The organism is Parasphingomonas halimpatiens (assembly GCF_036663795.1).
Classification (GTDB): Bacteria; Pseudomonadota; Alphaproteobacteria; order Sphingomonadales; family Sphingomonadaceae; genus Sphingomonas.
This window is the reverse complement of sequence record NZ_JAXOJP010000017.1, coordinates 67,352-91,442: the sequence shown is the minus strand read 5'-3', so window position 1 is coordinate 91,442 and position 24,091 is coordinate 67,352. Positions and strand designations below refer to the sequence as shown.

Annotated in this window: 27 protein-coding genes; 15 read left to right on the top strand and 12 right to left on the bottom strand. The window is 65.7% G+C overall.

Annotation, left to right across the window (positions count from 1 at the left end; translation table 11 throughout):
* Window positions 1-438: hypothetical protein (locus U1839_RS16900; RefSeq protein WP_332804757.1), on the top strand; the 438-nt coding region annotated here is incomplete at its 5' end.
* Between the two features lie 141 nt (window positions 439-579).
* Here the strand turns inward: U1839_RS16900 and U1839_RS16895 are convergent.
* From U1839_RS16895 to U1839_RS16885, 3 genes are all read right to left on the bottom strand, one after another.
* Window positions 580-1,326, bottom strand: coding sequence for an IclR family transcriptional regulator (locus tag U1839_RS16895; protein WP_281125208.1), 747 nt, complete (start codon window positions 1,324-1,326; stop codon window positions 580-582).
* A 46-nt stretch (window positions 1,327-1,372) separates the two neighbouring features.
* Window positions 1,373-2,500, bottom strand: a complete 1,128-nt coding sequence (locus U1839_RS16890) for a cobalamin-independent methionine synthase II family protein (protein ID WP_332804756.1) — start codon at window positions 2,498-2,500, stop codon at window positions 1,373-1,375.
* A gap of 112 nt (window positions 2,501-2,612) precedes the next feature.
* On the bottom strand, window positions 2,613-4,031 hold the full coding sequence (locus tag U1839_RS16885; RefSeq protein ID WP_332804755.1) for an aldehyde dehydrogenase family protein: 1,419 nt from the start codon (window positions 4,029-4,031) through the stop codon (window positions 2,613-2,615).
* Window positions 4,032-4,155: 124 nt separating this feature from the next.
* Between U1839_RS16885 and U1839_RS16880 the strand changes: the two genes are divergently transcribed.
* The gene (locus tag U1839_RS16880) at window positions 4,156-4,608 is read left to right on the top strand and encodes a MarR family winged helix-turn-helix transcriptional regulator (RefSeq protein WP_332804754.1); all 453 of its coding nucleotides are present in this window, start codon (window positions 4,156-4,158) and stop codon (window positions 4,606-4,608) included.
* Between the two features lie 111 nt (window positions 4,609-4,719).
* Window positions 4,720-6,864 (top strand): acetate--CoA ligase family protein, encoded by a 2,145-nt coding sequence (locus U1839_RS16875; protein ID WP_332804753.1) that lies wholly within the window; start codon window positions 4,720-4,722, stop codon window positions 6,862-6,864.
* Window positions 6,865-6,922: 58 nt separating this feature from the next.
* Here the strand turns inward: U1839_RS16875 and U1839_RS16870 are convergent, their stop codons facing one another.
* On the bottom strand, window positions 6,923-7,753 hold the full coding sequence (locus U1839_RS16870; protein ID WP_332804752.1) for a p-hydroxycinnamoyl CoA hydratase/lyase: 831 nt from the start codon (window positions 7,751-7,753) through the stop codon (window positions 6,923-6,925).
* Between the two features lie 113 nt (window positions 7,754-7,866).
* On the opposite strand from U1839_RS16870, the gene U1839_RS16865 reads away from it, so the two are divergent.
* Window positions 7,867-8,277, top strand: a complete 411-nt coding sequence (locus U1839_RS16865; protein ID WP_332804751.1) for a nuclear transport factor 2 family protein — start codon at window positions 7,867-7,869, stop codon at window positions 8,275-8,277.
* Between the two features lie 31 nt (window positions 8,278-8,308).
* Here U1839_RS16865 and U1839_RS16860 read toward each other — a convergent pair whose 3' ends face one another.
* Window positions 8,309-10,225, bottom strand: a complete 1,917-nt coding sequence (locus U1839_RS16860; RefSeq protein WP_332804750.1) for a TonB-dependent receptor — start codon at window positions 10,223-10,225, stop codon at window positions 8,309-8,311.
* A 117-nt stretch (window positions 10,226-10,342) separates the two neighbouring features.
* Here U1839_RS16860 and U1839_RS16855 point away from each other — a divergent pair, with 117 nt between their 5' ends.
* The 4 genes from U1839_RS16855 to U1839_RS16840 all read left to right on the top strand — a co-directional run bounded on the left by U1839_RS16855 (window position 10,343) and on the right by U1839_RS16840 (window position 11,912).
* Window positions 10,343-10,765 (top strand): GNAT family acetyltransferase, encoded by a 423-nt coding sequence (locus U1839_RS16855; protein ID WP_332804749.1) that lies wholly within the window; start codon window positions 10,343-10,345, stop codon window positions 10,763-10,765.
* A gap of 2 nt (window positions 10,766-10,767) precedes the next feature.
* Window positions 10,768-11,118, top strand: a complete 351-nt coding sequence (locus tag U1839_RS16850; protein ID WP_332804748.1) for an ArsC family reductase — start codon at window positions 10,768-10,770, stop codon at window positions 11,116-11,118.
* Window positions 11,119-11,133: 15 nt separating this feature from the next.
* Entirely contained in the window at window positions 11,134-11,415 is a 282-nt protein-coding gene (locus U1839_RS16845) for a DUF427 domain-containing protein (RefSeq protein ID WP_332804747.1), read from the top strand.
* A 62-nt stretch (window positions 11,416-11,477) separates the two neighbouring features.
* Complete coding sequence (locus U1839_RS16840) at window positions 11,478-11,912, top strand: hypothetical protein (RefSeq protein WP_332804746.1); 435 nt, start codon at window positions 11,478-11,480, stop codon at window positions 11,910-11,912.
* 12 nt (window positions 11,913-11,924) lie between these two features.
* Here the strand turns inward: U1839_RS16840 and U1839_RS16835 are convergent, their stop codons facing one another.
* Window positions 11,925-12,146, bottom strand: a complete 222-nt coding sequence (locus U1839_RS16835; RefSeq protein WP_332804745.1) for a helix-turn-helix transcriptional regulator — start codon at window positions 12,144-12,146, stop codon at window positions 11,925-11,927.
* A 2-nt stretch (window positions 12,147-12,148) separates the two neighbouring features.
* Complete coding sequence (locus tag U1839_RS16830) at window positions 12,149-12,526, bottom strand: hypothetical protein (protein ID WP_332804744.1); 378 nt, start codon at window positions 12,524-12,526, stop codon at window positions 12,149-12,151.
* Window positions 12,527-12,681: 155 nt separating this feature from the next.
* Here U1839_RS16830 and panB point away from each other — a divergent pair, with 155 nt between their 5' ends.
* From panB to U1839_RS16805, 5 genes are all read left to right on the top strand, one after another.
* Window positions 12,682-13,542 (top strand): 3-methyl-2-oxobutanoate hydroxymethyltransferase, encoded by an 861-nt coding sequence (panB, locus tag U1839_RS16825; RefSeq protein WP_332804743.1) that lies wholly within the window; start codon window positions 12,682-12,684, stop codon window positions 13,540-13,542.
* A gap of 71 nt (window positions 13,543-13,613) precedes the next feature.
* Entirely contained in the window at window positions 13,614-14,306 is a 693-nt protein-coding gene (locus U1839_RS16820; RefSeq protein WP_332804742.1) for a tetratricopeptide repeat protein, read from the top strand.
* A complete protein-coding gene (locus U1839_RS16815) occupies window positions 14,303-15,628 on the top strand; it encodes an outer membrane protein assembly factor BamB family protein (protein ID WP_332804741.1) in 1,326 nt (441 codons plus the stop codon). The genes U1839_RS16820 and U1839_RS16815 overlap by 4 nt, the downstream gene beginning before the upstream one ends.
* A gap of 27 nt (window positions 15,629-15,655) precedes the next feature.
* Window positions 15,656-17,032, top strand: a complete 1,377-nt coding sequence (der, locus tag U1839_RS16810) for a ribosome biogenesis GTPase Der (protein WP_332804740.1) — start codon at window positions 15,656-15,658, stop codon at window positions 17,030-17,032.
* A 172-nt stretch (window positions 17,033-17,204) separates the two neighbouring features.
* A complete protein-coding gene (locus tag U1839_RS16805; protein WP_332804739.1) occupies window positions 17,205-17,633 on the top strand; it encodes an Hpt domain-containing protein in 429 nt (142 codons plus the stop codon).
* 84 nt (window positions 17,634-17,717) lie between these two features.
* Here U1839_RS16805 and U1839_RS16800 read toward each other — a convergent pair whose 3' ends face one another.
* The gene (locus U1839_RS16800) at window positions 17,718-20,027 is read right to left on the bottom strand and encodes a coiled-coil domain-containing protein (RefSeq protein ID WP_332804738.1); all 2,310 of its coding nucleotides are present in this window, start codon (window positions 20,025-20,027) and stop codon (window positions 17,718-17,720) included.
* A gap of 81 nt (window positions 20,028-20,108) precedes the next feature.
* Between U1839_RS16800 and U1839_RS16795 the strand changes: the two genes are divergently transcribed.
* Window positions 20,109-20,402, top strand: a complete 294-nt coding sequence (locus U1839_RS16795) for an Hpt domain-containing protein (protein WP_332804737.1) — start codon at window positions 20,109-20,111, stop codon at window positions 20,400-20,402.
* Window positions 20,403-20,436: 34 nt separating this feature from the next.
* Here the strand turns inward: U1839_RS16795 and U1839_RS16790 are convergent, their stop codons facing one another.
* Window positions 20,437-20,703 carry a hypothetical protein gene (locus U1839_RS16790; protein ID WP_332804736.1) on the bottom strand — a complete coding sequence of 89 codons (267 nt, stop codon included), beginning with the start codon at window positions 20,701-20,703 and terminating at the stop codon, window positions 20,437-20,439.
* A 15-nt stretch (window positions 20,704-20,718) separates the two neighbouring features.
* Between U1839_RS16790 and U1839_RS16785 the strand changes: the two genes are divergently transcribed.
* Window positions 20,719-21,648 (top strand): aspartyl/asparaginyl beta-hydroxylase domain-containing protein, encoded by a 930-nt coding sequence (locus tag U1839_RS16785; RefSeq protein ID WP_332804735.1) that lies wholly within the window; start codon window positions 20,719-20,721, stop codon window positions 21,646-21,648.
* Window positions 21,649-21,660: 12 nt separating this feature from the next.
* Here U1839_RS16785 and U1839_RS16780 read toward each other — a convergent pair whose 3' ends face one another.
* The 3 genes from U1839_RS16780 to U1839_RS16770 are packed head-to-tail and all read right to left on the bottom strand — an operon-like array spanning window position 21,661 to window position 24,066.
* Window positions 21,661-22,476, bottom strand: a complete 816-nt coding sequence (locus U1839_RS16780; RefSeq protein WP_332804734.1) for an HvfC/BufC family peptide modification chaperone — start codon at window positions 22,474-22,476, stop codon at window positions 21,661-21,663.
* Window positions 22,473-23,411 carry an MNIO family bufferin maturase gene (bufB, locus tag U1839_RS16775; protein ID WP_332804733.1) on the bottom strand — a complete coding sequence of 313 codons (939 nt, stop codon included), beginning with the start codon at window positions 23,409-23,411 and terminating at the stop codon, window positions 22,473-22,475. Before bufB ends, U1839_RS16780 begins: the two co-directional genes overlap by 4 nt.
* Complete coding sequence (locus U1839_RS16770; RefSeq protein ID WP_332804732.1) at window positions 23,398-24,066, bottom strand: hypothetical protein; 669 nt, start codon at window positions 24,064-24,066, stop codon at window positions 23,398-23,400. Before U1839_RS16770 ends, bufB begins: the two co-directional genes overlap by 14 nt.
* Between the last annotated feature and the right edge of the window lie 25 nt (window positions 24,067-24,091).

The following is a 24,091-nucleotide window of genomic DNA, read 5'->3' as shown; positions in this document are numbered from 1 at the left end:
CTATGTTGCCGGCGGGCGGTATCAGTCCAGGCCATCTGCTTCTCCTATCGTCTCGACAACGACGGTGAATCACAACCTACTGATATCGCTCAACCACTTTCCGCTCGGGCTCTTATGCTCGCCGGCATGAGACACCTCACCATCTGCGACATCTGTGCTGTTGCATTTCCGGCAATCTTCCCCGCGCTGGCGACAATAAGAACCATGAATAAATCAGGCTATTCGCATAATGCGTTCAGTATCGCCCAGTCATCGGCGCGGGTGGTTGCGCCCGCACCATCGAACGCGCGCAGTGGGCGGTGTTGGCATTTGCCGCTTCTTCGGCGCTTGAACATCGCCCCGCAGCGGTCCAACAGCCACGAAAGCGCCACCCCATCGGCTCGCAAAATGCCCCATTTACTTGCTGGCCCCGATGCGCATGACTTGCGCAATATTTGAGAAATCCATGCCTGTCGGCGCGAATAGTCGGTGATTCAAACCGCCCGGCGCGATGGTAGAACGGGCGCAACACTCATCCCGCCAACGCTCTTTCCCATCGTCCGATCCATCGACCCCGCGCCAGCCGCGCGTCGCCTGCGACTATTCCGTTTCCAGCAGGAGCGCGGTGCGCCTCAGCAGTTCGGCGACATTGTCCTCGACGGTCGCGTCGAAGCGGACTGAGGGGATCGCGACGCTGAACGCACCGAGCGCCGCGCCGCCAACCATCACCGCGCGGGCGATGCCCTGGATTCCCGGGGTATGTTCTTCGCGCGTTCGGGCAATGCCGGTGCGGCGGATTTCGGCGATCTCGCGGCGCAGTTCTGCCGCCGCGGTGATCGTCGCCGGGGTGAAGGCCACGCGCTCGGTCTCGGTCAGATACGCTTCGAGTTCGCTATCAGGCAGCGTCGCGAGAATGGCCTTGCCGGCGGCAAAGCCGTGCAGCGCGGTGCTGGTGCCCATCTGCACGGCGTAGCGCAGCGCGTGCTCGCTGGTTTCGGTCACCAGCGCCTCGACCTCCCAGCCCTTGCGGATGAAGAAGGAGGTCGTTTCGTTGAGCTGGAGCCGCAGCGCGCGCACCAGCGGCGCGACGCGTTCGGCCAGCGCCATGCCGCTGGCGCGGGTCTGCAGGCGGGCGAGGCCGGGGCCCGGCGTGTAGCGCCGGCCGGCGCGCGCAAGATAACCGCGATCGACCAGCGTCGTGAGGAGATAGGACAGGCTGCTGACGGGAATGGTGAGCGCCGCCGCCACCTCCTGCGCTACCACCGGCCGGTCGCGCGCGACGACATATTCGATGATGTCGAGCGTCCGAAGCGCGGATTTTACGGGAAACGCGGCGGTATCGACCATGGCCCGCTATACCGCGCCGCGCGGCGTTCGCCACCATGCCGCCACGTCAGAGACGCGCGGCCGCCAGGTCCGCGCCCTCGCGCAGGTTGCGCAGCTTCGCCCAGGTAACGGCGGGGTCGATCTTGCCATAGCCGGCAAAGGTGCCGAACCCGCAATCGGTGCTCGCGACGACCCGGTCGGCGCCGACGATCGCGGCGAAGCGTTCGATCCGCTGCGCGATCAGCTCGGGATGCTCGAGATAGTTGGAGCAGGTGTCGATCAGGCCGGGCGCGAGGATCTTGTGGTCGGGAAGCCGGGCATCGCGCCACACGATCCATTCATGTTCGTGACGCGGATTGGCAGCTTCGAACAGGACCGTGGCAGGGCGTGCGCCCACGACGATGTCGATGATCCGCTCCAGCGGGATATCGTGGTCGTGCGGGCCTTCGTAATTACCCCAGCAGACATGCATCCGCATCTTCTCGGGCGGGATGTTGGCGGTCGCCGCGTTCAGCGCCTCGACATTGGCGGCGATCGTCCGCAGGAACGTCGCCTCGTCCATTTCCTGGTAGCCGGTGTGCCGTGACATGGCGAGGTCGGGGCAATCGAGTTGCAGCTCGAAGCCGGCCGCGACGATCGCCTCATATTCCGGGCGCATCGCCGTCACGAGGTCGGCGAGATAGGCGTCATGGCTGGGATAATGGACATTCTTCTGGAACGCGGTGATCAGCCCCGGCGACGCCGCGTTCATGAAGGCGCGAGTGCACTTGCCGTGGCGTTCGAGCGCGCCCTTGAAGCGGCGGATATCGTCGTGCAGCGGCTGCAGGTTTACCAGCCGGACCTCGCCGATGCACGAGGCACGGGTGAATTCCTGCGATCCCATGATGTGCGCCAGCTTGGCGCGCAGATCGGGCAGCGGTGCGAGATCGAGCGCCGACATACGGTCGATATGGCCGCCAAAGCCCGACAGCCGCTCGATCATGTAGGTCGAATAGCCGACCTTGCCGAGTTCGCCGTCGCTGACGATGGTGACGCCCGCCGCGACCTGCGCCGCGACCGCCTCATCGACGGCGGCCTGGACGAGCGTGTCGAACGCCTCGGCGTCATAGGGGTCGCCGTGATCGCGCGCGAGCAGCAGCGGGGTCAGCTGCGCGCCGCGCGGTAGGCTGCCGACATGGGTCGTGGCGATCGACATGCAGATGATCCCTTGAAGTCTGTCGGGTATCCGTGCCTGCTTTTCGCACTTGTGTACAGATCATATATGCGAAGACGCGACCCGCTCGGGCCGCGCCTCGCGCACATGAATGTCAGGCGTCTTCGAGCGCCACCGCATTGATGATGTGCGGCTGGGTATATTCGTTGAGCCCGGCTTCGCCGAGTTCGCCGCCAAGGCCCGATTGCTTGGTGCCGCGGAACGGAATCGACGGGTCGATCGCGAGATACTGGTTTACCCAGACCGTGCCGGTCTCGATCCGCTTGGCGACCGCCGTGGCGCGTGCGACGTCCTTACCCCATACCGTGCCGCCCAGGCCGTAATCCGAGTCGTTCGCACGCCGGATGACGTCGTCGATATCGGTATAGGACAGCACGGGCAGGACGGGGCCGAACTGCTCTTCGCGCACCAGCGGTGCATCGTCGTCGAGATCGCGCACGATCGTCGGCGGGATGAAATAGCCCGGCCGGTCGAGCGGCGTGCCGCCCGCGAGTACCGTGCCGCGAGTCCGCGCATCGTCGAGCAGCGCGTTGACCTTGTCGAACTGCATCTTGTTCTGCACCGGGCCGACCTGCGTGCCCTGCATCGAGCCGTCGCCGACCACCGCTTCGTTCGCCAGCTTGGCCAGTTCGTCGCAGAAATCGTCGTACATCGGCGCGGGCACATAAGCGCGCTTGATCGCAACGCAGATCTGGCCGGCATTGGCCATCGCTCCGCCGTACACCTTGCGCGCGACCTGGCGTGCATCGACATCGTCGAGCACGATCGCGGCGTCATTCCCACCCAGTTCCAGCGTCACGCGCTTCACGCCCTGGGCGGCTGCAGCCATCACCTTCTTGCCCGTCGCGGTCGATCCGGTGAAGGCGACCTTGGCGACATCGGGGTGGGTGGTCAGCTTGGTACCGAGGTCATTCTGGTCGCAGACGATGTTGACGACGCCCGGCGGCAGGATTTCCGCGCAGATCTCACCGAACAGCAGCGAGGTGAGCGGGGTGGTCGGCGCCGGCTTGGCGACCATGGTGTTGCCCGACAGCAGCGCCGGACCGAGCTTGTTCATCAACAGGATGACGGGAAAATTCCACGGCGTGATCGCGGCGACGACGCCCAGCGGGGTGCGGTGCTCGGTCACTGTGTTGCCGCCCTCGTCGCGCAGCGTCTTGGTCTCGATCCGCATCGCCGCGAAGGCGCGCAGCGTATAGATGCTGCCCATCATCTCGTACATCGCCTGGTCGAGCGGCTTGCCCTGCTCGCTGGTCAGGAGACTGGCGAATTCGCCCGCGCGCGCTTCCATCGCGTCGGCCAGCTTGATGAGGAGCGCCGCGCGCTCTTCGATCGGCTTGGCAGCCCAGGCGGGGAAGGCTTTCTTCGCTGCGGCGACGGCACGGTCGATCAGCGCCTCATCGGCCTTGGGGCAGCGCGCGAATGCCTCGGCGGTGGCCGGATTGACGACATCGAAACTGCTGGCACCGTCCACTAATTGGCCGTCGACCAGCATCCGGAATTGATGCTCCATCATCGCTCTCCTTGGTCGCGCCTGAAACCGGCGCTGGGTCCGTTCGTTGCCCCGCGCGATGCGTGGCGACATCGCCGCTTATGTGCGCTAAGGATACAATCTTGGCAAGGTGGCATCGCGACAGATGAAGCAGGACGACGACCTCGAGAACATCCTCGGCTACCAGATGCAACGCGCCTTCCAGATCATGACGGAAGACGCCCGGCGTGTGCTGGAGCCACACGGGCTCACCCCCGCCAAGCTCACCGCGCTGATGCTGATCCGGGCCAATCCGGGGTGCGATCAGACCGCGTTGGGTGGCGCGCTCAGCATCAACCGCTCGAGCGCGATGAAGCTCGTCAACGGTCTCGCCGCGCGCGGGCTTATCGAACGGCGGGCGGGCCGCAACCTGCGCACCAACGCGCTCCACATGCTGGCGCATGGCGAAGAGCAATTGGCGGAGGTCTTGAAGCTCCTGCATGATTCGGATCGGCGGATGAGCGCCAGGATGACCGACGCCGAGCAAAGGACGCTGTTCGCGCTGCTCCGCAAGGTCGGCCCGTCGCGCGCGCGACGGCCGAAGGATTCCGCGGCCTAGCCCCGCACAAAGGCGCTGCCGGGGTTGCCATAATTGTATGCTTGGCACACAATCGAATCGATGCGCTATGGCGCGCGTTCCGGCGCCGCGCGACACCTCCTGGAGAGTATAATGGGAATTTCCGATAGCATCGCAGGCGAGGATATGGTTCTCGTCGCGGCACCCGAAATGCTCCGGCTCGATCGTTTGCTACGGCCGACATCGATCGCCATCATCGGCGCGTCGGACAAGCCGGGAGCGCTGGGTGCGTCGGTGCTTGCCAACCTCGACCGCCAGGGCTTCGGCGGCGCGATCCATCTTGTAAATCCGAAACGCAGCGAGATTGGCGGGCGGCCGTGCATCGCCTCGGTCGATGACCTGCCGGAGGGCGTCGATGCCGCGATTCTCGCCATTCCCCGTGCCGGCGTGCTCGATACGTTGCGCGGGCTCGCGCGGCGCAAGGTCGGCGCGGCCGTCGTCTTCGCCGCCGGCTTTGCCGAGGACGGCCCGCAAGGGCTGGCCGACCAGCAGGAGATTGCGCGAATCGCGGCTGAGGCGGGTATGGTCGTCGAAGGCCCCAATTGCCTCGGCCTGGTCAATTTCATCGATCGCGTCTCGCTGACCTTCATTGGAATGCCCGAGGCGCGTGCGCAGGGCGATCGCCGCGTCGGCATCGTATCGCAGTCGGGAGCGATGGCGGCGGTTCTCGCAACGACGATGATCGCGCGCGACGTCCCGCTCAGCTGCTACATCTCGACCGGCAACGAGGCGGCGAGCGGCGTCGAGGACTATCTCGCGCATCTCGTTGGACAGCCCGAAACCTCGGTCATCGCGCTGATCGTCGAGCATTTCCGGGCGCCAGCGCGTTTCCTCGAAGCCGCACGCGCGGCGCAGGCAGCAGGCAAGCAGATTGTGCTGCTCCACCCCGGCCGCAGCGCGGCGGGCGCGGCGAGCGCCGCCACCCATACCGGCGCGATGGCCGGCGACTATGCGGTGATGCGGACGCTGGTCGAACATGCCGGCGTTATCGTGGTGCAGTCGCTCGAGGAACTGGGCGACGTGGTCGAGATCACGGTGCGCTGCGCCACGCTGCCGTCCGGCGGCACGGGCGTGCTCGCCGAATCGGGTGCCTTCAAAGCGATGATGCTCGACCTGACCGAAGAGCTCGGCCTGCCGCTCCCTGCGCTGACCGATGCCGACAGCCCCGCCTTGCGGGCAGCGCTGCCACCTTTCGTGCCGGTCTCCAACCCGCTCGATGTGACGGCGCAAGGGCTGGTCGATCCGGGGATGTATGGCCGCGCGTTGGCCGCGCTGATGGAAGACGCGCGGATTGGCACCATCGTCGTGTCGCTGATCCAGACCGAGATCGCGACGTCGCGAATCAAGTTCGATGCCATCGCCACCGGGCTCGACGCCGGGCTCTCCAAGCCGGTGATCGTCACGGGCGTCGATGAGGGCGGCGGTGTGCGCAGCGAGGATATCGCACGGCTGCGTGAGCTGGGCGTGCCCTACCTCCCCACCGCCGACCGCGCGATGCGGGCGCTCGTCCGGATTGTCGGCAGGGTCAATCGCGACGGCGCCGCGCCATCCGGTGAGGGTGCTGCGATCGAGGGGCTCGCACCCGATGCCACGATCGCCGAATATCGCTCGAAGGAATTGCTCGGCGCGCGGGGCATTGCGTTCCCGCCCTTCACGCTCGCCACGACCGTGGCGGAGGCGCAGTCAGCTGCGTCGCAGCTCGGCTACCCGGTGGTGCTCAAGGCGCAGGCCGCAGCATTGCCGCACAAGAGCGATGCCGGCGGCGTGATCGTCGGGCTGAAGGATGCGGCGGAAGTTGCCGATGGCTGGGCGCGGTTGCACGCCAATATCGCGGCGTCGCGGCCCGACCTCGTTCTGGATGGCGTGCTGGTCGAGAAGATGGCGGAGCGCGGCGTCGAACTGATCGTCGGCGCGCGCAACGATCCTGCCTGGGGACCGGTAATCCTGGTCGGCTTCGGCGGTGTCACGGCGGAATTGCTGCACGATGTGCGCTTGCTGCCCGCGGGACTGTCGATCGACGAGATCGAGGCCGAAATCCGCCTATTGCGGATGGCGCCGCTGCTTGACGGTTTCCGAGGGGCTGAACCGGCAGACGTTACCGCTGTCGCCGGGATCGTTCAGGCGCTTGGCACGGTCGTCGCGGCGACGCCGGCGATCCGCGAAATCGATCTCAACCCGGTGATGGTCTATGCCAAGGGACGCGGCGCGCTCGCGCTCGATGCGTTGATCTCGACTTGATTTGGCGATGAGGCAGGCGTGCGGTGTTCCGCAGCCAGCCTCTCGGCCTTTTCTGCGATCAGCCTTCCGCCTTGGTCAGGTCATACGAGCCGAGACCCGGCTTGTAGCTCTTTTCGTCGATGAACTGGCGGATGCCTTCCTTGCGGCCATCGGTCTTGTCGTGGAAGTTGGCGGCTTCCTGCATCCGCACCAGATAATCCTCGGCCTCGTCATAGGTCATCGTGCCGACGCGGCGCACGGCGTCCTTGGCGAATTTGAGCGCGACGGGGTTCTTCTTGAGCAGCAACTGCGCGACCTCACGGACGCGCGCCTCGAGCCGCTCCAGCGGCACGCTCTCGTTGACCAATCGCCACTCGGCCGCCTTCTTGCCGTCGATCAGCTCGCCGGTCAGAGTCATCCACATCGCGTCGCGCATCGCCAGCAGGTCGACCACCACCTTGGTGACGCCGCCGCCCGGCAGGATGCCCCAGTTGATCTCGGACAGGCCGAACTGCGCTTCATCCGCGGTGATCGCGAGATCGCAGGCGAACAGCGGACCGAAACCGCCGCCAAAGCACCAGCCATTGACCATCGCGATCGTCGGCTTCTGGAACCAGCGCAGGCGACGAAACCAGCCATAGCTTTCGCGCTGCGATTGCCGCACCCCGCGCAGGCCCTGCGATTCGGTCTCGCGGAAATATTCCTTGAGATCCATGCCCGCCGACCATGCCGTGCCTTCACCGCCGAGCACCAGCACGCCGACATCGTCGCGATATTCGAGCTCGTCGAGCACCTCCATCATGCGCCGGTTGAGCGTCGGGCTCATCGCGTTGCGCTTGTCGGGCCGCGCGAAATACACCCAGGCGATGCGGTCCTCGACCCGATATGTGACGACGTCGGTTGTGCTCATGCTACGCGCTCCTGTTGCCGGCAGTGCCGGAATATGTATCACTGGCATACAATATCAGGTCGCGGCGATGCGGCAAGGGCGAAACCGGGCAAGGCAAACGGAGGAGAAAGACGATGGTCGATGAGATGACCGAGGACGAGCGTCGCGCGATCGAGTGGGACTGTGCGCGGCTGATCAACCTCTATGCGATGCTCAACGACGAGGGGCGCTGGCCCGAGGTGGCCGCGCTCTACACCGAGGACGGCAGCATGACGCGTCCGACCGCGCCCGACGCGCCGATTGTCGGGCGGGCAGCGATTCTCGCGGCCTTCGAATCGCGCCCGCGCCGCACGACGCAGCACGTCTGCTCGAACATCGTCGTCACCGTCGTCGGTCGCGACGAGGCCGTGGCGACGAGCGCGATGCTGCTGTTCACCGCCGCCGACGTCGCGCCGCTGGTGGGCGGCTTTGCCGATCGCTTCCGACGCGTGACCGGACAAGGCTGGCGCTTCGCGGAACGTCGCGGGTCGCTGACCTTCAGTTGAGCCGGGGTAGGTGGGTCAGGCCGATCACCTGTCAGACATCGATAGCGAGGTAGCCCGTCACATAGCGGCCCGAAATTCCGGTATAGACGCCCGACCCGGCAATGCCGAAGCCGATCTGGTCGAAGACATTGCTCATCTGCAGCCGGAAGGTCGCGTCATGCGTCGCGAGCTTGAAGCGGTAGCGCCCGCCGAGATCGACCCTCGCGCGCGGCGGCAGGACGACGCGATTGTCGGTCGTCGCGGGCGTCGCGCCGCGGTGAACGGTCGCCACGTCGAGCGACAGGCCGTTCAGCCCCGGCACCCGCCAGTTGAGGTTGGCGATCAGCAAATGGCTCGACAGCCCGACCGGGCGGTCGCCGATCGCCCCGACAGCACTCGCGCTGCGTACCACGCGCGGGCGCAGGAAGACGCCGCCGCCGACAAGGTCGAGCCGCGAGGTGAGCTTGCCCGAAACGGAGAATTCGGCCCCCTGGCTGCGGATCGTTCCGACCTGGGTAAAGGTGCCGCCGCCATCGAAGCTGAAATAGGGACGGCGCAGGTCGAAGACTCCCGCCACCGCCTTCAGTCCGGGTGCGAGAACGACGCGCACGCCGGCATCCTTCTGTTCGGTCAGGATCGCGGGAAGCGGCTGATTGCGGTTGGTCGCCCCGGCCGGCGCAATGCCGCTTTCCTCGAGCCCGCGTGCATATCCCGCATAGATCGTCAGTTTCGCCGAGAGGTTGGCGGCTGCGGTCCCATTGTACAGCCACGGCCGAGCCCGGTTCGTGACGGTAGGAATGCCGGGGAGGTCGACGCTCTTGCGGTAATCGGCGCGCGATATGCCGAAGCCGATCTCGCCCACGCCCTTCCAACGGCCGTCATAGGCCAGCCCGACCGTCGTCTGCTGCACATGGTCCCGCGACAGCGGGCCGAAGGTGAAGGTCGGTTTGGGCGCCTGTTCGGTGACACCGATCCGCGCCGGTCCGAGATCGACCACGCCCGAGCCGCCATATTGCCGCCGCGCGCTGCGCTCGCGCACGCTGAGATGAATGACGTGAAGCCGCGGGCCGTCGGTGATGCTGTGGGTCACGCGCATCTCGCCACTCAGCGACTCGTTCTTGAGCCGCGGGTCGGCCTCCACGATCCGTTCGGCGGTACCGTCGGGCTGGATGTCGACGAGCAGATTGGCATAACCGGTCTTCTGGTCGAACACCGAACGGAACGCGCCGAGGCGCACCAGCCAGGTCTTGCTCGCCGCGTAGGAGGCGACGACGCCATGGTTGGTGGCGGTGTAGCGGTAATCGACCCAGTTGGGGCCGTCGAAGCGATGTTCCGGCGGGATCGGCGGCAGATAGGCGCCGCCCGGAATCAGGAACGGTCCGGCCTCATCGTCATAGTCGTTGTTGAGCGTCCAGAACGGCACGATCTCGACGCCCGGCGCGGGCCGCCACCGCGCGATCAGCCCCTGGCCGTGGTTGAAATTGGCGGTGCCGTCGGGGAAGGCCACGCGACCGGCGGTGACGCCATAGCCGATGGCGAGATGTTGGTTCAGCGTCAGCGAGCCGTCGATTTCGATTCCGGCGCTGCTGTAGCTGTCACCGTTGACGATGATCGACGCGCCATTGCCCTGCGGTCGCCGCAGCGACAGATCGACGATCCCGCTCGGTGCGGCAAAGGGATAGCCCTGTGCCGACAGGCCGACCTTGATGCTCGTCGAATCGAGCACGATGCTGTTGAGGTCGTAGGACGAGCTGAAATACAGCCCGTCGATCCGGACATTGCCCGCCGCGCTGGGCGAGAAGCCGCGCGCATTGCCGGCATTGTAGATGCCGAGTGATTCGCGCCCGACGCTGAAACCGAACGCGTCTTCCGCCTGGGTGACGGCGTTGTCGCTGGTTCGGTCCTGCGCAAGCGCAGGATTTGCCGCGCCTGCCAACAATAACGCGATGCTGCCGCTCAATCGCCGCACCGATCATCTCCCCCAAGAGTCATATCGTTTTACGACGCTATAACGGAATTTCTGAAGCGCAACATGGGCGGAACGCCGTTACTGGACGATGCACCTTCTTGGCGGCATGGTTGCCCCATGCTCGATTTTACGGTGGAATCCGCGCAGCCGCCCGACGCGGCTATGGTCATCCCGCTGTGGCAGGCCTGTGGCCTGACCCGCCCCTGGAACGATCCCCGCGCGGATTTCGATCGCGCGATTGCTGGGGCCACGTCGACAATTCTCGTCGTTCGCGATGCCGGCTCGATCATCGCCAGCGTAATGGTCGGTGACGACGGTCATCGCGGCTGGATCTATTATCTCGCGGTGGCACCCGATCGTCGGCGATCCGGCCTGGGCCGCGCGATGATGGCGGCGGCCGAAGCCTGGCTGCGCGAGCGCGGCGCCCCGAAACTGCAGTTGATGGTGCGCGAGGGCAATGCCGAAGCGCTCGCCTTCTACGCCGCGCTGGGGCTCGAGCCGCAACCGGTCGTGACGACGGGCAAGTTTCTGAAAGGATGACGATGACGACCATGATGTACGGGATCAAGAATTGCGACACGATCAAGAAGGCGCGCACCTGGCTCGATGCGCATGGCGTCAGCTATGCGTTCCACGACTATAAGACGGCGGGGATCTCGCCGGACAAGCTGCGAGCCTGGGCGGGGCTGGTCGGCTGGGAAGCCCTGCTCAACCGCGCTGGAACGACCTTTCGCGCGCTGCCCGATGCGGCCAAGGCCGATCTCGACGAGGAGAAAGCGATCGCGCTGATGGTCGCGCAGCCATCGATGATCAAGCGCCCGGTGCTCGAATCCGGCGGCCCGCTACTGGTAGGGTTCAAGGCCGATGCCTATCTCGCGGCCGGACTGGGCTGATCAAGGACTAATACCATGCCGACCGCACGCTGGAACGGCGCGATCATCGCGCAATCGGACGACACCGTCGTCGTCGAAGGCAATCATTACTTCCCTGCCGACAGCATCGATCAATCGCTGCTCGAAGCGAGTGACACACATACCAATTGCCCATGGAAGGGTGTCGCGAGCTACAAGTCGCTGGTCGTCGACGGCAAGCACAATGCCGACGCCGTTTGGTATTATCCCGAGCCCAAAACAGCAGCCGCCGAGATCAAGGGACGCTTTGCCTTCTGGAAAGGCGTGACGGTCGAGTAACACCCCCGCTTGCCTTTTCGATCCGCTCGACGCAGTTTCGCGTCTCGATCGGGGAGGGTGAGATGGCTTCAGAAACGAAACCGCCGGCCTGGTATTATCTCGTCGCCGTGCTGCTGATCCTGTGGGACGGGATCGGCTGCTATTTCTGTATCATGCAATTCAAGCTCGGCGCCGATGCGATGGGCGATGCAACCGCTTATGACCGCGCGCTCTACGCGACCCTGCCAGCTTGGTATAACTGGTGTTACGCCGTGGCGGTATTCGGATCTGTCCTTGGCGGCATCGCCCTGCTGGTGCGGGCCAGGATCGCCAGGCCGATCATGCTCGTCGCGCTGATCGCGATCGTCGTCCAGTTCGGCTATCTGTTCGCGACCACCGACATCATCGGCCACAAGGGCTTCATGGTGACGGTACCGTTCCCCGCGTTCATCGTCGCGGTCGGTGTCTTCGCGTGGTGGTTTGCCGGTTTCGCGGCTCGGCGCGGCTGGATCAGGTGACGGGGAGGGGGGTCACAGACCTTCCCCTTCCCATTGAAACACCGCGTCGAGCGGCTTTTCGAAAACCTTGGCGATGCGAAACGCTGCCTCCAGGGTCGGCGAATATTTTCCTGCCTCGATCGCGGCGATGGTCTGGCGCGTCATGCCGATGCGCTCGCCCAGTTCGGCCTGGGTCATTTCGTCGGCCATGAAACGCAGCAGGCGGATCTGGTTGGTGATACGAGTGCCGGCCATGGTCAGTCGCCCCGGCGATAAGCGACGATCTGACAGGCAAAGCGCAACGCCTCGGCCAGCATGATCACCGCCAGCAATAGGTTGAGCATGCCGAACAAGCTCATCCCGAAATGGATCGTCACCGCCGCAGCCATCACGCCGAGCAGCAACGCATAATAGCTCTGGCCTGCGGCCAGCCGAGCGATGCCCCGGTCCCGTTCGTCGCGCGGCGCACGTGCGTCGGCCGGCGCAAGGACCGCGACCACGATCGCGGCGACAGCAGTGATGACGGCCTGTGCGATCATCACCGCGACGAAAAGCCCGACGAAATAGGCGTGCGGCGCATCATGCGTCGCGAGATTGCCGAAATAGAGGACGGCAGCGAAAGCGATACCCGCCAACGCAACCCACGCAATCTTTTCCCTGAACGACATAACGGTCTCCGTGCATGCTTTGTGCGACTCTATGTAATTAATATCTAACATTACGTCAAGGTTGTTTGGCGCGCGGATCGGCAAGGCTGGCGTGGCGTGTGTGACCTCGCTAGATCGCCCGCATGTCTACGACCTTCACGATCGACACCGCGACGAGCCGCGCAAACCCCATGCCGGCGCCGATGAAGCGCCTGACCGTCCCGGCGATTCGCAAGCGCAAGGGCGGCGAGCCGCTGGTCATGTTGACCGCCTACACCGTGCGGACCGCGCAACTGCTGGACCCGCATTGCGACATGCTGCTGGTCGGCGACAGCCTCGGCCAGGTGATCTACGGCCTGCCCTCGACGGTTCCCGTCACGCTCGACCTGATGGGCGCGCATGGCGCCGCCGTCGTTCGCGGCAGCTATCATGCCGTCGTCGTCATCGACATGCCGTTCGGCAGTTATGAAGCGAGCCCGGAAAAGGCGTTCGAAAGTGCTGCCTGGCTGCTCAAGCAGACGGGCGCGGCGGCGGTGAAGCTGGAAGGCGGCGTTGCGATGGCGCCGACCGTCCGGTTCCTCGCCGAGCGCGGTATTCCGGTGATGGGCCATGTCGGTCTCACGCCGCAGGCGGTCAACACGCTCGGCGGTTATGGTGCGCGCGGTCGCAGCGAAGCCGAAGCCACCAAGATCGTCGCCGATGCGACCGCGATAGCCGATGCCGGCGCCTTTGCCATTGTGATCGAAGGCGTCGTCGAGCCGATCGCGATCGCGATCACCAACGGCGTGGCGTGCCCGACGATCGGCATTGGTGCGTCCGCGCAGTGCGATGGCCAGGTGCTGGTCGCCGAGGACATGCTCGGCATGTTCGAGCGCGTGCCGCGTTTCGTGAAGCGCTATGATGACCTTGCCGGCCGCATTTCGGCCGCAGCACAGGCCTATGCCGCCGACGTCCGGGATCGTACTTTTCCGGGCGTCGAGCAGATTTACCTTCCCAAGGATTGACCGCTTCCGTTTAGGCAATGCCGAAGCTAAGGTCCGCGCCTTTCCCGCCCCTCGCCCGTACGGAGTTACGCTTGGCTGTTCCGCCGAATACCAATGAAGCCTTTCTGCGTGAGGTCGACGAAGAACTGCGCCGCGATCAACTGGCCACCGCCTGGCGCCGCTATGGCCGCTGGGTCGTGCTGGCTGTGCTGGGCGGGCTCGCGGCGTTGGGCGGCTGGCTCTATTGGCAGCATTATCAGCAGCAGCGCAGCAACGCCGAGGGCGAGAAGCTGCTTGCCGCGTACGACCAAAGTGCCGCCGGCAAGGACGCTCAGGCCGCACCCGTGTACACTGATCTCGCCGCGTCGAGTTCGCCCGGTTACCGCGCGGCCGCGAGATTCGCGCAGGCCGATGTCCTGTTGAAGAAGAACGATCTCAAAGCGGCTGCCGCCAAATTCGCCGAGGTTGCGGCCGATCAGTCGATCGCCCAGCCGTTTCGCGATCTGGCGCTGATTCGACAGACCACGGCCGAATATGACCAGCTCAAGCCACAAGTGGTGGTCGATCGGCTGCGGCTGCTCGCGCAGAAGGGCAATCCGTGGTTCGGTAGCGCCGGCGAACTCGTCGGCGCCGCCTATCTGCAGATGGACCGCCGTGAACTCGCCCAGAAGCTGTTCAGCCAGATGTCGACCGACGATGGCGTCCCCGAATCGATCCGCAAGCGCGCGGGTGACATGGCCGCGGCGCTCGGCGCGTCGGTCAATCAGGAAAAGAAGGCACAATGATGATCAGGAACAGGATGCTGCTGGTCGGCGTCGCGGCGCTCGCGCTGAGCGGTTGCGCGGCGCTCAAGGGCCATCATCGCAAGACGCCGGTGCTTGGCGAGCGGATTCCGATCCTCGCTTCGGAGAGCGATGTCATTTCCGATCGGACCATTGCCGATGTCCAGGTGTTGTTGCCGCCCGCCGAAGCGAATGACAGTTGGGCGCAGCCGGGTGGCAGCGCGTCGAAGGCGACGGGCCATCTCGCGCTCGGCGCCACCGTGTCGCGCGCATGGACGGCGCAAATCAATGGCGGCTCGAACCGTCAGCGCCTTGCCGCGACCCCGGTCGTTGCCGACGGCAAGCTGTTCGCCATGGATGTCGACGGCGTGGTGCACGCCTTCCAGGCGACCGACGGCGGCAAATTATGGACCGCCGAAATCGCCAAGGCGAGCAAGCGTAACCGACCCGCTCGCTTTGGCGGCGGCGTCAGCTACGACAGCGGCGCGGTCTATGCGACCGATGGGCTGGGAGATGTCGTCGCGCTCAACGCCACCACCGGCGCAGAGCAATGGCGTACCAAGCCAGGTGCGCCGTTGCGCGGCTCGCCGACCATCGCCGACGGCAATCTCTATGTCCTCAGCCAGGACAACCAGCTTTACGCGCTCCATCTGAACGACGGCAAGCAAAGCTGGGCCCAGCAAGGCTCGATCGAGAGCCAGGGCGTGTTCGGCGTCGCCGCGCCCGCGAGCAGCCAGGGTACCGTCGTCGCGGGCTTCTCCTCGGGCGAGCTCAACGCCTATCGCTACGAAAACGGCACGACGCTGTGGCAGGACGCATTGTCGCGCTCGAGCGTCACCACCTCGGTGTCCTCGCTCGCCGATATCGATGCCGATCCGGTGATCGACCGCGGCGTGGTCTTCGCGCTGGGGCAGGGTGGCCGGATGGTCGCGCTCGAAATCACCTCGGGCCAGCGGCTGTGGGAACAGAATTTCGCCGGCCTGTCGACGCCATGGGTGTCGGGCGAATGGGTGTTCATCGTGACCGACGACGCGCGTCTGGTGTGTCTGGCGCGCTCGACCGGCAAGGTGCGCTGGATCAGCCAGCTGCGCCATTACCGCGGCGAGAAGAAGCATAAGGACCCGATCACCTGGTACGGACCCGTCCTGGCCGGTGGCAGGCTTGCGTTGACCAACTCGCTGGGCGAGATCGCCTTCGCTTCGCCCGACACGGGCACGGTCGGGCAGGTGATCGAGACGAAGGCGCCGTTCTCGCTCGGGCCGATCGTCGCCAATTCGACGCTCTACACGCTCGACCAAAAGGGGCGCATCACCGCCTATCGCTGATCGTCGGGACCGGATAAGGGGTGTCGGATGACATCCCTACCCGTCGTCGCGATCATCGGCCGTCCCAATGTCGGCAAATCGACATTGTTCAATCGCCTGGTCGGCAAGCGCCTCGCGCTTGTCGATGACCGGCCTGGTGTTACCCGCGATCGCCGCGAGGGCGACGCCAACCTCGTCGGTCTCGAATTTCGCGTCGTCGACACCGCCGGCTATGAGGAGGATGCGGCCGCCACGCTCCCCGGGCGCATGCGCGCGCAGACCGAGGCTGCGGTGGCGATGGCCGACGTCGCTTTGTTCATGATCGACGCGCGCGCCGGTCTGGTGCCGCTCGACGAGGAAATCGCTCGCTGGCTGCGGGGCGCGACCATCCCGGTGATTCTCGTTGCCAACAAGGCCGAAGGGCGGGCCGGCGAGAGCGGCATTCTCGAATCGCTGTCGCTTGGCTTTGGCGACCCGGTGCAACTTTCGGCCGAGCATGGCGAAGGCATGGCCGATCTCGTCGAGGCGCTCATTCCCTATATCGATGTCCCGCGTGATGAAGGCGCGGTTGAAGACGACGATGAGGATAATCCCGATGCGCCGCTCAAGCTGGCGATCGTCGGGCGCCCCAATGCGGGTAAGTCGACGCTGATCAACCGCATGCTCGGCGAGGACCGGCTGATTACCGGGCCGGAAGCCGGCATCACCCGCGATTCGATCGCGATCGACTGGATGTGGCCAGATCCCAAGGAGGGCCGCAACCGCGCGGTGCGGCTGATCGACACTGCCGGCATGCGCAAACGCGCACTGGTGCAGGACAAGCTGGAAAAGCTGTCGGTCGCGGACGCACGCCATGCGATCGACTTTGCCGAGGTCGTCGTGCTGTTGCTCGATGCAACGCGGGGCCTGGAGGCGCAGGATCTGCGTATCGCCTCTGCCGTGCTCGAGGAGGGGCGCGCGCTCGTCGTGGCGCTCAACAAATGGGATGTCGCCGAAGACGCCTCGAAGCTCTTCAACGGCGTCCGTGCCGCGCTCGAGGAAGGTCTTTCGCAGGTCAAGGGCGTGCCGCTGCTCACCGTATCGGCCGCAACGGGCAAGGGGCTCGACGTCCTGCTCCAGGTCGCGTTCGAAACGCGTGCCGCCTGGTCGAAGCGGATCGGTACCGGCGAGCTCAACCGCTGGTTCGAACGCGCGGTCGAGACCAATCCGCCGCCGGCGCCCGGCGGCAAGCGCATCAAGCTGCGCTACCTCACCCAGGCGAAGACGCGCCCACCCGGATTCGTGCTGTTCGGAACGCGGGTCGATCAGTTGCCGATGAGCTACCAGCGGTACATCATCAACGGCCTGCGCCGCGATCTCGGCTTCGGCGCCGTACCGATCCGCCTGACGCTGCGAGCGCCGAAAAACCCGTTCGGAAATCAGTAGCCGGAAGGCCGCGACACGGTTTTGGTCCGGATTGGACATTTTGAGTACTGAAAGGCACTTGTCACGCGACGTGCGGAAATTATCCGCTGTCGCGTCAACGGCTCATTTACATATCTTGCCTAGAACGGCCTTGCTCTCGCAGCCCTTTTTCCGGTTGCCTAGCAGGGAGACCATGGTGTCAACTGACGAAGCCAATCTGGTCGACTGGACAGCGTTCGCTCGTGCGCGCAGCGAACTGGGTGCCGGATTCGTCCGTATTCTCGGCTATTTCCGCGAGGACGGCGTCAAATCGGTCGCCGCGATCGAGGCGGCGATGCGCGCGCAGAATGCCGCTGCGATCGTCATCCCGGCGCATACGCTGAAGGGCGAGGCGCGCCAGTTCGGCGCCGAACCGCTGGCGCTGATCGCCGAACAAATCGAGACGATTGCACGCGATTGCGTCGAGCGCCATGATACGCCGAGCCAGGCGCTCGAGCACGTCGTCGAGCTCCGCCCGGCCTTTGAGAGCACCTTGTCGTTGCTCGAGCGTGAGGCGAATCCGCTCGTTGAGCGCCGCTCCGGCTTCGGGCGCCGTGCCGTTGGCGGCTTCGGCCAGGCATAGCTTCCCCGCCGAACTGGCTGCCATTGCGGTTGGCAGCAGCGGATCCTTTGAAATTGCCGAATTGACGGCTTGCTCCGGTGAACCTCAGGTCCGCAGACGCTCGATCGCCTGCGCCATCGCGACATAGAGCTTGCCCATATCCGACGAGAGCAAGGTCACGCCCAGCGGTGAGCCGTCGCGTTGCGCCAGGATCGCGCGCAGCATCGCCTCGAAATCGTGGATGTAGCGGTTGACCTGCTCGCGGAATTCGCCGTCGCTGTCATAAAGTCGCGCGATTTCGCGCGCTTCGCCGGCGTCGAGCAGGCGCACGGCGCGCCGCGTGAACACACCCCGATCGCCCTTCAGATAGGCGGCCCAGGCGCTGTCCGACACTTCGGACGAGAAGCTCTTGGCGATGTCGATCGACGCTGAATTGAGCGCCTCGATCAACAACGACACCCGTCGCGCGAAGCTGTCCTTGTCGGCCTTTTCACGCTCGACGCGTGCATCCTCGATATGGCTTTCGACCATTGCCGTCGAATCGGCGATCTTGAACATCTGCTGCGTCAGTCGGTCCGAAGCCCGCGTCGCGGCATCGGCCGCAGCGTCGGCCGCTTCGCCGATCGCCGCGATCTGGCCGGCAAGCGCGGAATCGGTCGCGCGTCGCATTGCGGCCGCGCTTTCCTTCTCCAGCGCCATCGCCGCCTCGGGGATGACCGTCGCCAGTGTTTCGCGGGCACGGTCGGCCGCCGCGCTTGCCGTGTCGCGGACGCGCAGCAGCGCCTCGACCAGTCGCGGCGCGGCTTCCTCGGCGAAGCGATGCGTTCGGCCGATCGTCTCCTCGACCATCACGCCCAGCGCATCGGCCTTTTCACGGCCGCTGGTCAGCGTGTCGAGCAGGTTGCGCGACAAGGTGTCGAGCGTCGTGCGCTGGCCGGCAATGACCTGGGCGATCGCCTCGATCGCGTCGTGCGTGCTCTCGGCGGCCGTCACCAGCGCCATGAGCTCCGGCTTGGCGTCGCCGACTACCTTGCGGCTCGATGCGATTTTCGAATCGAGCCGCGCGAGCGCGTCGGGCAACGTTTCGTCGATCTCGCGCGCGGCGGCGTCGAGCGCGACGAGCAGGCGTTCGGTCGTGCCGATCGTCGTCGTCGCCATCGCGTCGCCGGTCTTGAGCGCTTCGGTCATCGCGTCGGCTGAGCCACCCAGCGCGCTGATCGATGCCGCGAGCGTCTGCGTGCGCTCGATGCCTTGCCCGTGCAGGTCGTCGATCCGCGCGGAGACGGCGGTGATCCCCTGGTCGAGTTCGCCGAGCATCGTGCCGCCGGCTTCGCGCTCTTCGCCGAGCCGCGCGGCAAGGCGTTCGATCTGTGCCTCGATCGATGCGATCCGCTCGGCCAGGGCCTCGGCGCTGTCGCGACCCGCGCTGCTGAGCGCTGCCTGGTTGGCGCTCAGCATGGCGAGCATCGCATCGCCCTGCGCGGCGATCCCCTTGCGTGCTTCATCCACGGCGCCGGCGGTTCGGCCCAGAAGGGCATCGACTGCCGTCGACATTTCGCCCGTAACGGCTTCCAGCCTCGCGCCGGCGGTTTCGCTGGTCGCTTCCATCCGCGACAGATGGGCGGCAAGCTTTTGCGCCGCGCCGCCGGCAACGTCTTCGGCTTCGCGACCACGCTCGGCGAGTGCGCTCAGTTCGGCGCGGAGCGCCGCGGCGCGTTCCGTCGCCGAAACGCCGACCGCGTCGAGCTGCCGCGCCATGTAGACGGTCTCGCCATGCGCGCGCGGCAGAATAGCGAGCAGCACCGACAGGCTCGAATGCGCGCCCGATGCGGCATCGGCGAGTTTGGTCGCATGCTCATTGGCCACGCCGACCTGTTCCGACATGCCCTGGCCGATCGCCGACAATTTGGTCAGCGCGCCGTCGCCCATGGTCATCAGCGCGGTGGTCTGCTCGGCGATCTTCCGGCGGTTGCTCTCGATCGTGTTGGACAAGGCCGCCACGCTTCGCTCGAGGCTGGCCGCCTCGGCACGCATCGCGCGGGAAACGTCACCAAAGCGCTGCGCCTCGGCGCGGCTGGTGCGCAGCACCAGGACCAGCAGGATCGCGATCAGCGCCGGCGGCACGCAGAGCGCGGCGACGAATTCGGTCAGAGCAACCGGCTCAAGCTGCGCAAGGCGATCGCGCGCCAGCCACAGCATGGCGCCGACCCAGCCAAGCGCGACCAACGACCCCAGAACGGGCCAGACCCAACCGCCACCGGCTGGCCTAGCGTCTTCAGTTTGTTCGGGTTCTTCGGGCATTGTGGCTTCGATCGGCGCCGGCGGCTGGGGCAATTCCTCGGTCAGCAGCAGATCCTCATCCGCCTCTGGCGCCGCGCCGGTGCGCAGATCGATAATGCGGGACCCCCTGTTCATCGCCGTCATTTACCATATTTCTCGTGTACGGGAAGTATTTAGCGAAACCTTGCCTTAAGGGTCACTGGCCTAGCGTCGGCTATGGCTTATGATCCTGGTGCTATCGATGCGACTTTGGCAGCGGCGGTCGGTGACGAACCGCTGCTGATCGCCGAACTTCGCGCGGCCTTCGTCGATGGAGTGCAGCGCGGGCTTGCCGGGCTCGAAATGGCGCAGGACGGTGACCATTGGCGGATCGCAGCGGCGCGATTGAAGGGGCTTGCGGCCAGCTTCGGCGCGGTTCGCCTGATGGCGCTTGCCGGCGAAGCATTCGAGGGCACGCCACACGACCCGGTCATGGTCCAGAAACTGCGGCGAGCTGTGGCGCGGCTCTAGCTTACGATGCCCGGAAGGGGGCTGAGTTTGATCGTTACATTGCCGAAAGGACTATGCCTGGCGAGGAACGCCGGGCTATCGTTCGTCGATGGTAGATGTGATCGCTCGGACGCGCCTTCTCACAGATGGCATTGCCGCGCTGCGGCGCGGCGACATGACGACGGCTCGCCATCTGATTGAACAAATTGACGATAAGGGAGCCGATGCACAGTTCGCGCTGGCGCATGCCTGTCGCGGGCTGAACGATCACGTTGCGGCAAATGGTGCGCTCGATACCGTATTGGCCGCGCAGCCCGGTCATATCGGTGCACTGATCATGAAAGGCGACCTGATGGCGGAGCACGATCCGCGTGCGGCCAGTGCCTTTTATCAGGCGGCACTCGGCAATGCGGCGCAAGCGCAGGAAAAGGGCCCACTGAACGCGCCGCTGATCGCCGAGCTGCGACGCATCGAGACTTTTCTCGGGCGCGCCGCGGCCGACTATGAGGCGCATCTGCTCGATCATCTCGCGGCGGCGGGCTTTGCGCCGCGCGCGCTCGCGCCGCGCGTCCAGCATGCGATTGACCTGCTGACCGGCAAGCGCGAAATCTACCTGCAGCAACCCTCGGCCTTTTATTTTCCAGGGCTGCCGCAGATCGAATTCTATGAGCGCGACGCCTTCGCCTGGCTGCCCGCGCTCGAAGCCGCGGCGCCGGCGATGCGCGCCGAACTCGAAGCGCTCATCGCGGAGGACGGCGATTTCGCGCCCTATGTCGAAACGCCCACCGGGCGTCCGCCACCCCGCAACCCGTTACTAGACGATCCGAGTTGGGGTGCCTGTTATCTGTGGAAAGCCGGCGCGCGGGTCGCGCGCAACGCCGACCGTTGCCCGCGCACGATGGCCGCACTGGCAGCCGCGCCGATTCCACACATTCGCGCCCGCTCGCCGATGGCGTTGTTCTCGCTGCTCAAGCCAGGCACGCACATCACCCCGCATCACGGGCTGCTCAACACACGGCTCATTGTCCATCTCCCGTTGATTGCGCCACCGGATTGCGGTTTGCGCGTCGGCTCGCAGACCCGCACCTGGCGCATGGGCGAAGCGCTGATCTTCGACGATTCGATCGAGCATGAGGCATGGAATCGCGGGACCGAGACGCGCGTTGTTCTGTTGTTCGAAATATGGCGCCCGGAAATCGTCGAGGAGGAGCGCGCCGCGCTCACCGCCCTGTTCGAAGCGATCGGCGCGTTCGGGGACGAGGCGTAAACCGCCTTCGCATTACGCCGGGATAAGGAAGCCCCACGAAATCCAGTGCGCCCGCGCACCCTGCGGCGCGGCCCAGGTCTCGCGCACGGCGTCGGCGGAGATCGTGAGGCGGCGCGCGACGGCCTCGATGGCCGCATTCACCGTGCCACCGTCGGCCATCGCCGCCAGGAAGCAATGCTCGGCGGCGTTGAGCGGCACGGTTCGCGTCACATAATCAGTGCGCACCATGGCGACGAAATGCGGTGCAGCCTCGGGCTGCGCCGGCGCCTGCTTCTGGCGCACCGCGTGATAATAGGCCGCGACGGGAAAACGATAGGCGCCAAGCGCGAAACAGGGTTGCAGGCGCAGCGCTTCGTCGGGCGTCGTGTCGTCGGCGAAGCGCTGCCCCTCGTGCCCCGGCGCGTCGAACAGGGTGAAGACCTGGCGTTCGAAGCGCGCGAGATCGATCATGAAGTCGATCCAGCTCTCGCGCGCTTCGGGCGCGAGATCGCGATCGGGGCGGCTGTCGTCGAGATATGCCGCAAAGCGCCGGCCCAGATCGTAGAGCGTATAGCTTTCGGGCGGGTGGACGCGGATATAGTCGGCAACGAAATCGTCGAACAGCGCTTCGCCCAGCGCGTGACACAGTGCCGGGAACTGCTCGCGCATGCACGCGGCGATGCGCAGGAAATAGCCGCGCTGGTAAATCGCCAGACCGGCCGCGCCGCTCAGCCCCGACGATGAACGCAGCAGGGAGTCGACCCGCTCGCCTGCGACTTGCGCCGGAAAGACGAGCGCGTCGTGCATCCAGCGCTGCACCTGGTCGAGCGGCACGGCATCGACCGTCATATCGCGTCAGCCATCACGTTCGGGACGAGAAAGGTCACCGGATTTGAAACGAGCGTGCGGTCCGCGATGTCGCTCGGCGCGAGATCCGCTGTATCGAGCGCGCCGCCCATATGGCGCTCGGCCTTGCGCAACTCGGCATGGCATTCGGCAAAGCTCGGGATGTCGCCATCCCATTCGAGCAGGGTCGCGGCCCCGCCGGTGCGTGCCCAGGCGCGGCGGAACAGCGCCCACACCTCGGGTCGCACCGGACGGTCATGCGTGTCGATGATGTGCGTGCCATGATGCTGGTGGCCGGCGAGATGCATCTGCACGACATGCTCGCAGGGAAAGGCGTTGAGATAGGCGTGCGGGTCGGAGCCGGCGTTGAAGCAGCTGACATGAACGTTGTTGACGTCGAGCAGCAGTCCGCACCCGGTTCGGGCTGCGAGCTGGCGGAGAAATTCGGGCTCCTCCAGCGTCGAATGGGCAAAGCGGACATAGCTGCTGGGGTTCTCAAGGATCAGCGGCCGACCGAGAAAGTCCTGCACCTGCGCGACGCGCTCCGCGACGTGGATCAGGCTGTCCTCGGTCAAGGGTAGCGGGAGCAGGTCGTGCGAATTCAAGCCGAGCACGCCGGTCCAGCATAGATGATCGCTGATCCACGCGGGCTGCAATTCGTCGGCGAGTAGCTTAAGCCGGGAGAGATAGTCGCGATCGAGCGGATCGGTGCTGCCGATCGACAGCGATACGCCGTGCAGCACGATCGGGTAGCGCGCGGCGATCGCGCGGATCACCGCGCGCGGCCGCCCACCCGAATCCATGAAATTTTCCGAGATCGCTTCGAACCAGTCGACTGTCGGCCATTCGGTCAGGATGTGCTCGAAATGGACATTGCGCAGCCCGAGCCCCAGCCCGAGCTTCGGCAGGTCGGCGATCGTCGCGCTAGCTGCAGCCACCCGCGCCGCTCATCCCGCTCGATCCGCACGCGGTCATGTTGCCGCGTGCGATATTGTCGTCGCTGATCCACAGATAGGTTGGGCCGGTCGTCGTGAAGCCGGCCGGCGGATGCCCGAGCGTGCCCGGCAGCGGCTGGTCGGCCGGTACCTCGCCGCGTGCCTGCTTTTCGAGCAATTCCTGGCGCATCGCCGGCCAGGCCTTGTCCTCGAATACCTGGCGCGCGCGCGCCCAGACGCTCTTGCCGCGATTGGGGCCGTTGGTGCTGAAACGTTCGGCGTTGATCGGCGTGGCGCACGAGCCGAGCGACTTGCAGTCATTGTGGCCCGGATTGTCCATCTCCTCCCCGGTACCATAGAGCCCGCAGCCGCCCTGGTTGCGGCACTGGTTCTGGACGTGGCAGGTGTGGTCCTTGGCGGTCGAGCAATAGCCCTGGCCGGCACAGGCGTTGGGCTCGCCGCCGGGCGGGCCGCTGGTACCGAAACGGTCGCTCCCCTGGCAGCTGTTCAACCCCATACAGGCGTGCAGCGGCATGCCGGCCGGCCCCGCGCCGATCTTGTTCGGGCCCGGGAAGGCCGGGGCGTCGGCATAAGGGTAGGGCTTGGGGACCGGGACGCCGGGGATTGCGGCGGCCGAGGGTTTGTCGGGATGAGGCATGGGTCCTGTCCTCTTCAGAGCAATG